Raw genomic sequence first — 16036 nt, 5'->3', positions numbered from 1 at the left:
GTTTTCACCTGTCACTCCTTTTTGTCTAGCCATTTGAGAGTGCTGTCTGACAGCGGATTCAGGCGCCAGATTATTGCATAAGGGTTGCTTTATGGGTCGCAAATTTTTCGGCACCGATGGTATTCGAGGCAAGGTGGGTGAGTTTCCTATTACCCCGGATTTCGTTCTCAAGCTGGGCTGGGCTGCGGGTAAGGTTCTGGCAGCAGAGGGCGAGGGTAAAGTCGTTATTGGTAAGGATACCCGTATCTCCGGCTACATGTTTGAGTCTGCTCTGGAGGCCGGTCTGTCTGCGGCGGGTATTGACGTATGTTTGACCGGCCCTATGCCGACACCTGCTATCGCTTATCTGACCCGCACTTTTAATGGTCAGGCCGGAATTGTAATCAGTGCCTCTCATAATCCTTTCTACGACAACGGTATCAAGTTCTTTACCGGTAATGGCAGCAAATTGCCAGACGATGTTGAAGCAAAAATCGAGGCTCTGATAGAAGGTGTTATTGAGGTCGTTGACTCTGGTGAGCTGGGTAAAGTGACCCGACTGGATGATGCTTCCGGTCGTTATATCGAATATTGCAAAGCCAGTACTGTCTACCCTCTCGACTTGCGTGGCATGAATATCGTGATTGATGCCGGTCATGGTGCTACCTATCAGGTGGGTCCTGCTGTGTTCAGAGAGCTGGGTGCCAATGTTCAAGCCATTGGAATTAACCCGAACGGTTTGAATATCAATGAGGGTTGTGGTTCTACCCAGCCTGACAATCTGGCTGAAATTGTCAAAGAACGTGAAGCTGATCTGGGAATTGCTTTTGATGGTGATGGCGATCGAGTCATCATGGTGGATGACAATGGTGAGATTGTTGATGGTGATGAGCTGCTGTTCGCTATTGCTCTGGATCGTCGTCAACATAATGAGCTGAAGGGAGGGGTTGTCGGCACTCTGATGACAAACCTGGGAATGGAGAAAGCTCTGGAAGCCAACAATATTCCTTTTGCCCGAGCCAAAGTCGGTGATCGTTATGTCAATGAGTTACTGCTGGAGCATGATTGGCAGATAGGTGGTGAGTCCTCCGGTCATATCATCTGTAGAGATGTGTCCACCACCGGTGATGGTATTGTCTCTGCGCTGCAAGTTTTGAAGGCCGTAGTTCGTTCAGGTAAAAAACTGTCTGAGCTGCGTAGAGGAATGAGCAAGTACCCGCAGACCATGATTAATGTCCGGGTAAAAGAGAAAAAAGACACTGATAAAGTACCGGGTATTGTTGCCGCTGTGCAACAGTCTGAAACTGAACTGACAGGTCGTGGTCGTGTGCTCTTGAGGCCTTCCGGCACTGAGCCTGTTATCCGTGTCATGGTAGAGGGTGAGAATGCCGAAGAAGTTCGTGCTCACACCGAAAGACTGGCCATGGTGGTTGAACGGGAAATGTCCTGATTCTCGTTTTACAGGCTGGCTGGATGATTTCCAGTCAGTCTGTTGCTTTTGAAGTTTATTATTGATCTACGACAGTTTTAAGCAACCTCTTGCTTCTCTGAATTACTTTCCTTAGGTAGGATAAAAAACCGGCGTGTCAAATTTGTACGGGTCAGTCTACCCGGACTTGACTGCTGTTGCTCGAAAGAAAAATAAAAAATATTTTACAGGGGAAATATCATGCGTTTTGTCGCTGCCCTCTTTATGCTGATCCTGCCAGCGTTCTCTTTTGCACAGAACTACTCCATTGGTACCGGTGGTCAAAGTGGTATTTATTATCCGCTCGGTGGTGCACTGGCAAAAGTTTGGTCTGATAAGGTTCATGGGGTTAATGTAAAAGCAGAAGTTACTGCCGCTTCTGTTGAAAATACTATCAAGGTTGTTCGTGGCGATATGCTGGCTGGCATTGCCATGGGGAATGTGGTTCTCGATGCATACAGGGGTGAAGGCAAGTTTCCCGGTGAGATGCCGGTAAAGGTGTTGTTTGCCCTCTATCCAAATCTGGTTCACGCTTTGACCCTTCAAAGTTCTGACATCGCCAAACTGTCTGACCTCAAAGGTAAGCGGGTTTCTTTGGGTGCACCGGGTTCCGGGACCGCTGTTACCTCTGCTGCACTGTTGGAGAGTGTGGGTGTTGATCCCAAAAAAGATATCCGCGCTGTTTACCTGAATTATTCTGAAACCACCAATGCACTGGCTAATGGTCAGGTTGATGCGGGCTTTATTGTCGGTGGTCAGGGAGTAGGCGCTGTAACCCAAGTCGCTCTGACTCACCCGATTCGTGTCCTGCCAGTCTCTGAAAAAGAGCGTGAGAAATTCATTGCTGAAAACCCTGCTTACAGCAGTTATACCATTCCGGGTGATGTATACAACGGCGTTGAGGCGGTTGATACCCTGAGTATCTGGAATGTCCTCGTCGTGCGAGCTGATATGTCTGACGACATGGCTTTCAGCCTGACTAAAGCAGCTTTTGAAAACATGGATGATGTTCGCAAGGTGGTAAAAGTGGCCGAAGCCACTACCAAAGGCAATGCCACTCGCCTGTCCGGTGTGCCTTTGCATCCGGGTGCTGAAAAATACCTGAATTCCATCAATTGAGTTTTCGGGTGGCCGAATGAATAAAGTCGTGATCAAAGCGCTGGGTTATCTGGTTCTTGTCTGTGCAGTACTTCTGTCTGTGTTTCAGATCTGGCAGGGGATTACCTCGACGATTTCTGCCACCTATTTCAGGCCGGTTCATCTGGCCTGGGTCATGGTGCTGATATTTCTTCATTATCCTTTGCTGAAAAACGAAGAGAGTCGTTTTTTTGTGCCAGTCAAGCTGTTTGATTTGATTCTGGCCCTGGCTACTGTGGTGGCGGGCTTTCGAATTATTAACTTTGACTACAACGATATTAACTATCTTCTGTATGGTCTTTCCGATTATGACCTTTATGCTGGTGTCGTCTATGTGGTGCTGATGATGGAGGCCTGTCGTCGGGCTGTAGGCTGGGTGATGGTGTTCATAGCATTGTTGTTCCTGGCTTATAGTGGTTTTGGGGATATGCTGCCAGGTGCTCTGGCAACCAAGAGTTACAGTGTTCAGGAATGGGTGCAGTTTCAGATCTTTTCCAGTAATGGCGTGTTTGGTTCTGCGCTGGGCATTGCGGCCACCACTGTCTTTATCTTTGTTCTGTTTGGAGCCTTCCTTGAGGTAACAGGCGCAGGCAAGTTCTTTATTGATCTGGCATTTGCTATTGCCGGTAAATACCGGGGAGGGCCTGCCAAGGCAGCCGTTATTGCTTCCGCTGGTCTGGGTTCTATTTCCGGATCTGCTATTGCCAATACGGTGACCACTGGCTCCATCACCATACCGATGATGAAAAAACTGGGTTATAAGCCAGAACAGGCTGCAGGTATCGAAGCCGCTGCATCAACCGGTGGGCAAATAATGCCACCTATTATGGGGGCAGGTGCTTTTGTGATGGCGCAATTTACCGGTGTGCCCTACAGCGACATCATGATTGCCTCCATTGCGCCTGCACTGCTCTACTTCTTCTGTACACTGTTGTACGTCCATATCATGGCCTGCAAACTTGAATTGCCAACAGTCAGTCGGACTGAAGCGGTATGGAGTGTCATGAAGCAGGGTGCTCACTTCCTTCTTCCCCTGGCCCTGATTACTAGCCTGCTGATGATCGGGTACTCGCCTCTTCTGGTGGGCGTGGCCGGTTGTGCGGCTATTCTGGTGGCGGCGTCACTGAGAAGTCATAGTCGTATAGGTGTCAGCAAGATCATTGAAGGGCTTAAGTCTGGTGCGCTGCTGGCCTTGCCTATCTCTGTTGCCTGTGCAGCGGCAGGAATTATTGTTGGGGTAGTAGGACAGACCGGTATTGGGTTGCAGTTTACGCAGTTCGTTATGGCACTTTCCGGTGGGTATATGTTTACTGCGCTGATTCTCATCAGTCTTGTTGCCCTGGTGCTTGGAATGGGATTGCCTGTCACTGCTGCCTATATAGTATTGGCGGTAATGGCTGTACCTTTGTTGGGTGATTTTGGATTGCCTCTGTTGACATCGCATCTGATGGTTTTCTGGTTGTCTCAGACTTCCAATGTAACGCCTCCTATCGCTCTGGCAGCGTTTGCGGGAGCGGGTGTTGCTAATGCCAGTCCAATTAAATCTTCCGTTGAGGCGTTCAAGTTGGCGGCGGGCTTATTTTTGATTCCGATTATGATGGCCTATACCGGTTTAATTAATACTGGAGAGGATTTTGCCGGATTGGTTATCGCGGTTGCCCGGACAATAGCCATCATTATTAGCATGGCTGTTGTTGTCGAAGGTTACCTGATTAGAAGATTAAGCCTGTTGGAAAGAGGTTTGGCCTTCAGCAGTTTACCAGTTCTACTGTTTAATCCTGCGGGTTTAGGCTTTTTGGGTATTTTTCTTGTAATGATGCTGTTGTTAATGCAGTGGCGAGCAATTGGGGCTGTGTTGCGTTCTCATTCGAGTTGAGTGATATGGGCCGGTCGCGCTCTCATTCATCAGCTAATGTGCAGTACTCTGATATAAAGTTAACGTTCTTGAAGGCTATTCATGCACTGGCCTTGAATGAGCAGGAGTGATTCTCTAAGTGCTTGACTGGTTATGAGTTTATTGATTTTCATCCGCTGTTGGAAAATTGCCAGTGAAAGGTGTCAGCACAGTTGTATAACAAAGGAACTTGGGTTAGTATGCCGACCTCGCGAATGTTGAGGTGAGCAGTATGCGCCAGCCACTGGTTGCCGGTAATTGGAAGATGAATGGATCTCTCGAAGAGAACCGTCAATTACTGGGTAAACTTGTTTCCGGTCTTGATACTAAAGCTGAAGTCCTGGTTTGTCCTCCTTCGATTTATGCTCAAGGCATTTGCGAAATATTGGCTGTTAGTGCTATAAAAGTTGGCTTGCAGAATGTCTCTGACAAGACATCTGGCGCTTATACTGGCGAGGTTTCGCCTCTGATGGTCAAAGATCTTGGTATTGAATACGTGATCATTGGTCATTCTGAGCGTCGCTCTCTGTTTGGAGAGGGTGATGAGGAAGTTGCTGCGAAATTCTGTGCTCTGGCTGATCAGGGTTTGGTGCCTATCCTTTGTGTGGGTGAAACTCTGCAAGAGCGAGAAGCTGGCAGCACCATGAAGGTGGTGACAGCTCAGGTCGAAGCTGTGCTGCGGACTGCTGGTCCGGAGCGTTTGGCAAATTTTGTGATCGCTTATGAGCCTGTATGGGCTATTGGAACCGGGCTGACTGCAACACCGGAACAGGCGCAGGAAGTGCATGCTGTGATTCGCAGCTTGCTGGCAGAACATGATCAGGCTATGGCTGGCAGAACTCGTATTCTGTACGGTGGTAGCATGAAAGCAGCTAATGCTGCAGACCTGATCGCTTTGCCGGATGTTGACGGTGGTCTTGTGGGGGGAGCCTCATTGGTTGCTGAAGAGTTCCAGGCGATCTGTCGCGCTGCAGGATAGTGATGGAAACCATAATTCTTATTGTTCATGTTCTTGCCTCTGCTGCCGTAGTCGGTCTGATTTTGTTGCAGCAGGGTAAGGGTGCGGAAGCCGGTGCCAGTTTTGGCTCCGGTGCGTCACAAACAGTGTTTGGTAGTCAGGGTACTGGCAACTTTATGAGTCGTACTACGGCGATTCTGGCAACGGTGTTTTTTGTGACCAGTTTTGCTCTGGCTATGGTGGCCAGGCAAAAGGCAGACAGTATCGGTGATGCAGGTGTGCCAGCTGTAGTTGTTGAGGAGTCCGTTCCGGCCGGTGATGCACCGATCGCTCCGGAAGCCGCTTCAGAAACGAGCTCAGGTATAGGCTCAGAAAAGAGTGTCGAGAGCGATGCTCCTGTGATAGAATCACAACCCGTCGAAAGCGACGAGCAGAATAAAGAGCTGTCTCTGCCTCCAGTCCAGTAAGGACTAGCTTTAAGCAGGATGTAGTGGTGGTGTTTGCCCAGGTGGTGGAATTGGTAGACACGCCGTCTTGAGGGGGCGGTGGCCTAACGGTCGTGCGGGTTCAAGTCCCGCCCTGGGCACCAAATTGCCATTAACTTTTTCAGTAAATGGAAGAAAAGAATTTGGTTTAGTGTTGTAATGATTAAAAGGCGTATCTACAGTTATGGCTTGTGAAGCAAGTTTTTAGCTGGCAGTATACTGGAGTAGGTTTGATGCGGGGTGGAGCAGCCTGGTAGCTCGTCGGGCTCATAACCCGAAGGTCGTCAGTTCGAATCTGGCCCCCGCTACCAAATAATTAAACCCCATTATGGGGTTTTTTATTAGGTGCGTCAGAGTCTTTTGTTGGGCTTGAGGTGTCGGTCTCGACAGGGCTCTGGGAGTCTATTGAATTCATGTCTGATGGCGTGACTTTGGTAGGTTAATTAGTTGCGTCCAGCTGGAAAACTGGGTGCATAGAAGAGACAGGGCTTTTAAGCCCTTTTTTTGTTTTTGCAGACAGGTGTTTCCAACGTGGCAGGCAAGCAGTCGCAGCTGGAAGCATTGATTGGACCCGTGGTTGAATCCCTTGGCTATCAGCTTTGGGGAGTTGAGTTCAAATCTCAGGGTAAGCAGTCAATGCTTCGCATTTATATTGATTCCCTTGATAAAGAAAAGGGAATTCAACTGGATGACTGTGAGGTCGTCAGTCGCCAGGTCAGTGGGGTTCTCGATGTGGAAGATCCCATTACGGAAGAATATACCCTCGAAGTCTCATCGCCCGGAGTGGACAGGCAGCTGTTTACTCTTGAGCACTTTGTAGCCTGGGCGGGGGCAGAAGTTAATGTGCGTTTGAGGGTGCCTTTTGAAGGGCGTCGCAAGTACAGGGGTATTGTAAGAGGGGTTGAAGATCAGGACGTGGTGTTAGTTGTCGATGATCACGAACTGCTTCTTCCCATTGAGAGCATAGACAAGGCTCAGGTGATACCGAGATTCGACTAACTTCAGACTCAAAACTGGTAATGACCAGATAAAAGATTGAGAACAAGGTTCAGGCCGGGTTGTTAGCCGTTGTCTGCAATAACAAAGTTGATTACAGGCAGGGGTCTTCCCGGTTAACGGCCAGGGAAGTGTTGGCAAAGGCATGGACTGGTTCAGCATAGGCGAGGCAGAGCATGAGTAAAGAAATTCTGTTGGTCGTTGAGTCCGTTTCCAACGAGAAGGGCGTTCCACCCGAAGTGATCTTCGAGGCTATGGAAATTGCTCTGGCGACCGCGACCAAAAAGCGTTACGAAACCGAAGTTGATATCCGGGTGGCGATTGACCGCAGCAGTGGTGAATACGATACCTTCCGTCGTTGGACTGTAGTTGCTGACGAAGATTTCGAGTTTCCTGGCATGCACTTTACCCTGGATGAGGGTAAGGAAAAGGATGAGTCACTGGAAATCGGTGGTGTCTGGGAAGAGCAGGTTGAGTCTGTAGCATTTGGACGGATAGCAGCCCAGACTGCCAAACAGGTTATTGTTCAGAAAGTGCGTGAAGCTGAACGTGCCCAAATGGTTGAGCAATATCGTGACAAGCTGGGCGATCTGATTAATGGAACCGTAAAGAAAACGACTCGTGACAGTATTATTGTTGACCTTGGCAACAATGCTGAAGCAGTCATGCGTAAGGATAGCGTCTTGCCACGTGAGAACTTCCGTATGGGAAGTCATGTAAGGGCACTGCTCAGTGAAATTTCCACGGAAGGTCGTGGACCGCAGCTGATGCTGTCCCGAACTGCGCCTGAAATGCTGATTGAATTGTTCCGCATTGAAGTGCCAGAAATTGCTGAAGAGGTTCTGGAGATCAGGGCGGCTGCCCGTGACCCGGGCTCAAGGGCAAAGATTGCCGTTAAAACCAATGACGGTCGCATTGATCCGGTAGGTGCTTGCGTAGGTATGCGCGGTGCTCGTGTACAGGCGGTATCCGGCGAGTTGGGTAATGAACGTATCGACATTGTTCTGTTCGACGAAAACCCTGTCCAGTATGTGATTAATGCCATGCAGCCTGCAGAGGTTGCCTCCATCATCGTTGACGAAGATTCCGGAACTATGGATATCGCAGTCAGTGAAGATAATCTGGCCCAGGCCATTGGTCGTAGTGGTCAGAATGTTCGACTGGCCAGTGAGCTGACTGGCTGGAAATTGAACGTTATGACAGAAGCTGAAGCCGCTGCCAAACAGGAAAAGGAAGCGGACAGGTTTAAACAGAGTTTTATTGATCTGCTCGACATTGATGAAGAACTGGCGCAGCTGCTGGTCGACGAAGGATTCACCACCGTTGAAGAAATTGCCTATGTCCCACTGGAAGAGATGGTGGCAATTGAAGGCATGGATGAAGACATCGTGGAAGAGCTTCGCACTCGTGCGAAAGACAAGCTGCTGACCCAGGCCATTGCTCGAGAAGAAAAGCTAGATGGCGCACAGCCAGCTGAAGACCTTCTGACTATGGACGGTATGGATGAGGAGCTGGCACTGGAGCTGGCCAGCCTGGGTGTCATTACTATGGAAGATCTGGCGGAGCAGTCCATTGACGACCTTCTTGAAATTGAAGGTATGGACGAGACGCGTGCGGGTGAATTGATTATGACGGCGCGTGCTCCCTGGTTCGAGGAAGCTGGTAACTGAGCGGGCCACTGAGAGGAGAAGTGTTAATGGCAGAAGTAACCGTAGAACAACTCGCGAAGGTGGTCGGCGCTCCGGTCGAAAGGTTGCTGCAGCAGATGCAGGATGCGGGCCTGAAGCAGACAAAGGCTTCGGAAGCCGTGTCGGATGCAGAAAAGAAGCAGTTGCTGGCTCACCTGAAAAGCATTCACGGTGATCATACAGGTACTGCTGAGCCAACCAAGATCACCCTCAAGCGCAAAACTGTCAGTCAGATGAAAGTATCTGGCGGTGGTGGCGCTGGTAAGAAAAAAGTTGTCAATGTAGAAGTTCGCAAGAAGCGTACCTACGTCAAGAACGAAAAAGCGGAAGAGCAGAAGCCGGAAGAAAAGCGGGCTCGTGGTGACTCACGCCGTGATGGTGACCGTCCTCAGCGTCGTGACGGCGATCGTCCTCAGCAGCGTCGTGACGGCGATCGCCCACCGCGTCGTGATGGTGATCGTCCTCAGCGTCGTGATGGTGATCGTCCTCAGCGTCGTGATGGTGATCGCCCACCACGTCGTGATGGCGACCGCCCACCGCGCCGTGACGGAGATCGTCCGGCTCGTCGTGATGGTCCTTCTGCACCTGGCTTTGATCCAGCAGCAGCGCCAATGCCGACTCCGGAAGGTGATAAGCGAGGTCGTAATCGTAAAGCCAAAGATCGCCGTGATGAGCCCCGTGAAGAGCGCGGTCGTCGTGGTGAGAAGCGTGGCGGACGTAGCGCCGGTCGTAAAGACGATCGTCGTGGGGGCCGTAAGGCAGCTCGAACTATCACGCCTGAATCCATGGCCGCTCACGGCTTCACCAAGCCAACCGCTCCGGTGATACGTGAAGTCTCAATTCCTGAGACCATCACTGTTGCTGAACTGGCGCAAAAAATGGCCGTGAAGGCCGCTGACGTCATCAAGGCAATGTTCAAGATGGGCTCCATGGTGACCATCAACCAGGTGATCGACCAGGATACAGCGTCCATCGTGGTTGAAGAGATGGGTCACACCTTCAAGTTGGCTAAGGCTGACAGCATTGAAGACTCCCTGACTGAAAATCAGGAAGGTAGCGTAACCGAGTTTGAAGAGAGGCCTCGTGCACCGGTTGTCACGGTAATGGGTCACGTTGACCACGGTAAGACCTCCCTGCTGGACTATATCCGCAAGAGTCGTGTGCAAGCTGGCGAGGCCGGTGGTATTACTCAACACATTGGTGCTTATCATGTAGATACGCCACGCGGTATGGTGTCCTTCTTGGATACTCCTGGACACGCGGCCTTTACCGCTATGCGTGCTCGTGGTGCCAAGGCAACGGATATCGTCATTCTGGTGGTTGCAGCTGACGATGGTGTTATGCCTCAGACCGAAGAAGCGGTTCAGCACGCCAAGGCTGCCGGTGTTCCTGTGGTTGTTGCTGTGAACAAGATCGATAAGGAAGCTGCAGATCCTGATCGTGTGAAGAATGAACTGGCTGCGAGGGAAGTCATTCCTGAAGAGTGGGGTGGTGACACCCAGTTTATTCATGTATCGGCTCTGACCGGTCAGGGTATTGACGAGCTGCTGGAAGCGGTGCTTCTTCAGGCTGAGGTTCTTGAACTGTCTGCTGCTGACGAAGGTCCGGCTAAAGGCGTGGTGGTTGAATCCCGTCTGGATAAAGGTCGTGGCCCTGTCGCTACGGTTCTGGTTCAGTCCGGTAACCTGCAACAGGGTGACAACATTCTGGTAGGTCAGCAGTACGGTCGTGTTCGTGCGATGCTGGATGAAGACGGTAAGGCGATCAAGGATGCAGGTCCTTCCATCCCGGTTGAAATTCTGGGCTTGGACGGTACGCCTGATGCCGGTGATGAGCTGATTGTGGTTAAGGATGAGCGTAAGGCTCGTGAAATCGCACTGTTCCGTCAGGGTAAATACCGTGAAGTCAAACTGGCTCGTCAGCAGGCTTCCAAGCTGGAAAATATCTTCTCCAGCATGGGCTCTGAAGAGAAGAAAACTCTCAATATCGTTCTGAAAGCAGACGTACGAGGTTCTCTGGAAGCTCTGACGACTTCTCTGGAAGAGCAGGGTAATGATGAAGTACAGGTTAAGGTTATTTCTGGCGGCGTAGGTGGTATCACTGAAACCGACGCTAACCTCGCTCTGGCTTCCAACGCTGTTATTGTCGGCTTTAATGTTCGTGCTGATGCCTCTGCCCGCAGGGTGATTGAGGCAGAAGAACTGGATCTCCGCTACTACAGCGTCATCTACGACATCATCGAAGATGTTAAGAAGGCTCTGGGCGGTATGCTGGGCTCCGACACCCGTGAGCAGATTGTTGGTACCGCAGAAGTGCGTGACGTCTTCCGTTCTCCGAAGTTCGGTGCGGTGGCTGGCTGTATGGTTATTGAAGGTACTGTTTACCGCAACGACCGTATCCGTGTTCTGCGTGACAACGTGGTTATCTTTGAAGGCGAACTGGAATCCCTGCGTCGCTTCAAGGATGACGTGCAGGATGTGCGCGAAGGCATGGAGTGTGGTATCGCGGTTAAGTCCTACAACGACGTTAAGCCAGGCGATAAGATCGAAGTGTACAAGACTGTTGAGGTCAAGCGTACTCTTTAATCAGGCTCGGCCGATCTCATTCGGTTGCCCGTCAAAGAAGCCCGCAGAAATGATTGCGGGCTTTCTCATATCAGCAGGATTGAATCCCCAATGGCTAAAGAATACAGTCGAACCCAGCGGGTGGCGGACCAGATTCAGAAAGAACTGGCACAGCTGATCCAGCTGGAGATGAAAGATCCCCGTCTGGGTATGGTCACTGTCAGTGCGGTAGAAGTTTCCCGCGACCTGGCTTTTGCCGATGTTTTTGTTTCTTTCCTGGGTGTAGACGACCAGAAAGGCGTCAGTAACCAGAAAAGCGCTGATGAGGACCTTGAGGTGCTGCAGAGTGCTGCCGGATTCCTGCGCAGCCAGCTGGCCCGTTCCATCAAGTTACGTAGCATTCCCCAGTTGCGTTTCCGCTATGACAATAGCCTGAGGCGTGGGGCGTATATGAGTGAGCTGATTGCAAAAGCTCGTTCTGGTGACAGTGATCATCAGGGTGAGTCTGAGGAGTAATGGATGTCTAAACGCAGACGTAGCCGTGGCCGCAGGGTGGACGGTATTGTTGTTGTGAATAAGCCCAAAGGTGCCAGTTCCAATGACGTTCTGCAACGCGTCAAGGGGCTTTATGGTGCAGCCAAGGCCGGTCATACCGGCAGTCTTGACCCTCTGGCCACAGGCGTTTTGCCGATCTGTCTGGGTGAGGCGACCAAGTTTTCACAGTATCTGCTGGAGTCCGATAAGTCCTACAGGACGGAAGTAAAGCTGGGTATCCAGACGGAGACCGGTGACCGTGAAGGTGAGATTGTTGAGCAGCGTGCGGTGAATGTTACCCGCTCTGATATCGAGACTGTCCTTGATCGTTTCCGTGGTGAGGTTGATCAGGTTCCCAGTATGTATTCAGCGTTGAAGTACAATGGTGAGCCCCTTTATAAGCTGGCTCGTCAGGGGATTGTTGTTGAGCGTCCGTCTCGCCGAATCACTATCTATCGTCTTGAACTGCTGGATTTTGAAGGTGACAGGTTAATCCTTGAAGTGGACTGTTCCAAGGGCACCTATATCCGTACACTGGCTGAAGATGTTGGTGCGGCTCTTGGTTGTCTGGGGCATGTTGCCGAACTTCACAGAATTAAAGCCGGTCCATATACTGAACACCAGTCTCACACTTTGGAAGAGCTCGAAGACATTCGTGACGGCGGTGGTCACAGGGCTCTGGATGAGCTCTTATTACCGTTGGATACTTCCGTCAGTGACTGGCCTCAGATCCGTCTGGGGGCAACCAGCAGCTACTACATCAGTCAGGGGCAGCCTGTTCAGGTACCTCAGGCGCCAACCAAAGGGAATGTCCGTATTTATGGCCAGGAAGAGGTTGAAGGGCAGGAAGTCTTTCGATTCCTGGGGATTGGTGAGATTGATGAAGACGGTCGTGTCGCTCCCAGGCGGCTGATCAATTCTGGAAACTGAGGCAGATTTTCTGGCGTGGTGGTTTTAACAGACTGGCTTCCGGTTGGAAGTTGGTGTTAGAATGCCCCGCTTGGTTGACAGCAGGTGCTGTTAAACTTTGAAGGCTGGCTGTAAATATGCACGGTCTTGCCTGATTGTGAATGCATATTAACTGGAGTACAAAACAATGGCTTTGACTGCCAAAAAGAAAGCGGAAATCATCAAGAAATTCGGTCGCACTGAAGGCGACAGCGGTAGCCCTGAAGTTCAGGTTGCTCTGCTGACTGCAAACATCGAAGGTCTGCAGGGGCACTTCAAGGCAAACCACAAGGATCACCACTCCCGTCGTGGTCTGATTCGCATGGTAAACCAGCGTCGCAGCATGCTGAACTATCTGAAGGGTAAAGACGTTGAGCGTTACCGTTCCCTGATCGAGCGTCTGGGTCTGCGTCGCTAATAGCGCCTGTCTCGCTATTGACCTGGATTCAGGATTCTACTTTGGGTTGTTCTGTCATGTTCAACTCAGGGTTGAACAGGATACATTGAACAGTTTTGTGTCTGATAAATGTATTTCTGTGCAGCTAAAGCACCGCCGGCTTCCGTTGTGAGGCAGGCGGTGTTTTTGCATTGTTGATCACAGGAAAAAAGAAAAATCAGTGTGTTGTAAAAAGCAGCAAGGTGTTGCTGATAAGCTGTGAAATCTTTATTGCAAATAAGTGTATAATAAGGTTCTGACTTTTCTTGTGGTTAAAAAAACCATAAAGACGACATTGCTTTTACGGTTTTAAAGAGAGGGATTACCCCTCTCAAGTGCCTGACCAGGTACTTATACCAATCGTATTTTCTAACTCCCGCAATGAGCATGGAGATTTGAGCCTTAAGACAAGGCGGCGTGAGGAGTCATAGCCTTAGCTATGGCGACGATCGCCAACGCAGGATTAAGGCTCAAATCTTCAGCGCAATAGGGAGTTAGAAAGTTCGATTGGTATTACATGTCAGCACTCTGGTCGTCAGTAGAGGGTGCAATTCCAAGTCTGTCTGGATAGGCGGGGTCTGTACATTATCCAGAAGGTTTAGAATTGCATCTGTCACGCCACTATGACCGGGTACTGTATTGGTTCATTCACACTCAATAGGAAAACGTTGTGAATCCGGTAATTAAAACATTTCAGTTCGGTGATCAGACCATCACTCTGGAAACTGGCCGTGTTGCTCGTCAGGCTTCAGGTGCCGTCCTGGCCAAGATGGGCGATATTGCTGTTTTGGCAACCGTAGTGGGTGCCAAGCAGGCAAACGAAGGTCAGGATTTCTTTCCGCTTTCTGTGCACTATCAGGAAAAAACATACGCTGCTGGTAAAATACCGGGTGGTTTCCTGAAGCGCGAATCCCGTCCAAGCGAAAAAGAAACTCTGACCTCCCGTTTGATCGATCGTCCTATTCGTCCTCTGTTCCCTAAGGGGTTCATGAATGAAGTGCAGGTTGTCTGTACTGTCATGTCTACTGACAAAAAGAACGACCCGGACATTCTCGCCATGGTCGCTACTTCTGCGGCTCTGGCTGTATCAGGTATTCCTTTCGATGGCCCTATTGGTGCTGCGCGCGTTGGTTTCAATGAAGAGAAAGGCTATCTGCTGAACCCTGACTATGAAGAGCTGAAGACTTCAGAGCTGGACATGGTAGTAGCGGGTACCAACGACGCTGTTCTGATGGTTGAATCTGAAGCCCAGGAGCTGACAGAAGACGAAATGCTGGGAGCAGTCTTATTTGCTCATCAGGAATACCAGACCGTCATCCAGGCCGTTAAAGAGCTGGCTGCAGAAGCTGGCAAGGCTCGCTGGGAGTGGGAAGCGCCAGCTGAGAACACTGAGCTGAAAGAAAAAGTAGCGTCCTTCGAAGGCAAAATGCGTGAAGCTTACCAGATCACCATCAAGCAGGATCGTACTGCTGCCGTAAAATCGCTGCGCCAGGAAGTGCTGGAAGCCATTGCTGGTGAAAACAGTGCTTTCGACACTTCTGATGTTGAAAAAGCCTTCGGCAAGCTGGAGAAAAATGTTGTACGTGGCAACATCATCAGCGGTATGCCTCGTATCGATGGCCGTGATACCAGGACGGTCCGTAACATTGGTGTCGAGATCGGCGTTCTGCAGAAGACCCATGGTTCATCCCTGTTCACCCGCGGTGAAACTCAGGCCATCGTTACCGCCACTCTGGGGACGACTCGCGACGCTCAGATCGTTGACAATCTGGAAGGTGAAGTCAAAGATCCATTCATGCTGCACTACAACTTTCCTTCATACTCTGTAGGCGAGTGTGGTCGTATGGGAGCGCCTGGTCGTCGTGAAATTGGTCATGGTCGTCTGGCTCGTCGTGGTGTTCAGGCGGTTCTGCCTACTCAGGAAGATTTTCCGTACACCATCCGTGTTGTTTCCGAGATCACAGAATCCAACGGTTCCAGCTCCATGGCTTCGGTTTGCGGTTCTTCCCTGGCCCTGATGGATGCAGGTGTGCCTCTGAAAGCACCTGTAGCCGGTATTGCCATGGGTCTGGTTAAAGAAGGTGATCAGTTCGCTGTTCTGACCGACATTCTGGGTGATGAAGACCACTTGGGTGATATGGACTTTAAAGTAGCGGGTACTTCTGAAGGTATTACTGCCCTGCAGATGGATATCAAGATTGCCGGTATTACGGAAGAGATCATGGAGATTGCCCTGGAGCAGGCTATGCAGGCCCGCCTGCACATTCTGGGCGAGATGAACAAGGTCATCAGTTCTGCTCGTACGGAACTGAACCCGAATGCGCCTATGACCATGTCTCTGAAAATTGACCCGGACAAGATTCGTGACGTGATCGGTAAAGGGGGTTCTACTATTCGCAGCATCTGCGATAAAACGGGTGCGTCCGTTGATATCGACGACAGCGGTATGGTACAGATCTTTGCCGAGAACAGCGAGAAAGCCAAGGCTGCCTATGACATGGTCTACGGCATAACTGCCGAAGCCGAGATTGGTAAGATCTATACCGGTGAAGTGACTCGTATTCTTGACTTTGGCGCATTCGTCAGTGTTTTGCCCGGTAAAGACGGTCTTGTGCACATTTCTCAAATCGCCAATGAGCGTGTTGAGAATGTGACCGACTACTTGAAAGTTGGCCAGACTATCGACGTTGTGGTGCTGGATATTGACTCCCGTGGTCGTATTAAGCTCAGCATTAAAGAAGTTGAGCGTGCAAGAGAACAGCAGGGCTGATCTTGAGTGCGTAACTTTCTAATAAAACAGGAGCCAGTGGCCCCTGTTTTATTATCTCCCTATCACACCGCTAAATCGCTGAACTCCCAAGCTGTAAGTCAGACTTCATTAGAACCAGTTTTTATAAATCATTTATATAATTTGCTATTAAACCCACAAACTCAGAGCCAGATCTCATA

Annotated in this window: 12 protein-coding genes and 2 tRNA genes; all 14 read left to right on the top strand. The window is 50.3% G+C overall.

The features are described from left to right. Positions 1-91 precede the first annotated feature (91 nt). The gene (glmM, locus tag ACO6VG_RS01335; protein ID WP_422135253.1) at positions 92-1429 is read left to right on the top strand and encodes a phosphoglucosamine mutase; all 1338 of its coding nucleotides are present in this window, start codon (positions 92-94) and stop codon (positions 1427-1429) included. A 219-nt stretch (positions 1430-1648) separates the two neighbouring features. Beyond that, the gene (locus tag ACO6VG_RS01330) at positions 1649-2566 is read left to right on the top strand and encodes a TAXI family TRAP transporter solute-binding subunit (RefSeq protein ID WP_422135252.1); all 918 of its coding nucleotides are present in this window, start codon (positions 1649-1651) and stop codon (positions 2564-2566) included. Between the two features lie 16 nt (positions 2567-2582). Continuing rightward, positions 2583-4460, top strand: a complete 1878-nt coding sequence (locus tag ACO6VG_RS01325; protein ID WP_422472317.1) for a TRAP transporter permease — start codon at positions 2583-2585, stop codon at positions 4458-4460. 250 nt (positions 4461-4710) lie between these two features. Continuing rightward, on the top strand, positions 4711-5457 hold the full coding sequence (gene tpiA, locus ACO6VG_RS01320) for a triose-phosphate isomerase (RefSeq protein WP_422135250.1): 747 nt from the start codon (positions 4711-4713) through the stop codon (positions 5455-5457). A 2-nt stretch (positions 5458-5459) separates the two neighbouring features. After that, positions 5460-5903, top strand: coding sequence for a preprotein translocase subunit SecG (gene secG / locus ACO6VG_RS01315; protein ID WP_422138856.1), 444 nt, complete (start codon positions 5460-5462; stop codon positions 5901-5903). Positions 5904-5938: 35 nt separating this feature from the next. Next, a tRNA-Leu gene (locus ACO6VG_RS01310) sits at positions 5939-6025 on the top strand. A 130-nt stretch (positions 6026-6155) separates the two neighbouring features. Then, positions 6156-6232: transfer RNA gene (locus ACO6VG_RS01305), tRNA-Met, on the top strand. 220 nt (positions 6233-6452) lie between these two features. Further along, entirely contained in the window at positions 6453-6920 is a 468-nt protein-coding gene (rimP, locus tag ACO6VG_RS01300) for a ribosome maturation factor RimP (RefSeq protein WP_422135248.1), read from the top strand. 173 nt (positions 6921-7093) lie between these two features. Continuing rightward, positions 7094-8587: a transcription termination factor NusA gene (gene nusA / locus ACO6VG_RS01295; RefSeq protein WP_422135247.1), complete on the top strand. Its 1494-nt coding sequence runs from the start codon at positions 7094-7096 to the stop codon at positions 8585-8587. A gap of 26 nt (positions 8588-8613) precedes the next feature. After that, positions 8614-11190 carry a translation initiation factor IF-2 gene (gene infB / locus ACO6VG_RS01290; protein ID WP_422135246.1) on the top strand — a complete coding sequence of 859 codons (2577 nt, stop codon included), beginning with the start codon at positions 8614-8616 and terminating at the stop codon, positions 11188-11190. A 90-nt stretch (positions 11191-11280) separates the two neighbouring features. After that, positions 11281-11685: a 30S ribosome-binding factor RbfA gene (rbfA, locus tag ACO6VG_RS01285; RefSeq protein WP_422135245.1), complete on the top strand. Its 405-nt coding sequence runs from the start codon at positions 11281-11283 to the stop codon at positions 11683-11685. 3 nt (positions 11686-11688) lie between these two features. Then, positions 11689-12633 carry a tRNA pseudouridine(55) synthase TruB gene (gene truB / locus ACO6VG_RS01280; protein ID WP_422135244.1) on the top strand — a complete coding sequence of 315 codons (945 nt, stop codon included), beginning with the start codon at positions 11689-11691 and terminating at the stop codon, positions 12631-12633. Between the two features lie 166 nt (positions 12634-12799). After that, on the top strand, positions 12800-13069 hold the full coding sequence (rpsO, locus tag ACO6VG_RS01275; protein ID WP_422135243.1) for a 30S ribosomal protein S15: 270 nt from the start codon (positions 12800-12802) through the stop codon (positions 13067-13069). 688 nt (positions 13070-13757) lie between these two features. Next, positions 13758-15857 (top strand): polyribonucleotide nucleotidyltransferase, encoded by a 2100-nt coding sequence (gene pnp / locus ACO6VG_RS01270; RefSeq protein ID WP_422135242.1) that lies wholly within the window; start codon positions 13758-13760, stop codon positions 15855-15857. The last annotated feature ends 179 nt before the right edge of the window (positions 15858-16036 follow it).

The organism is Endozoicomonas sp. ALB032 (genome assembly GCF_049310125.1).
GTDB lineage: Bacteria > Pseudomonadota > Gammaproteobacteria > Pseudomonadales > Endozoicomonadaceae > Endozoicomonas_A.
Note: the sequence above shows the minus strand (reverse complement) of the source record. Positions and strands in the feature narration are given on the sequence as shown.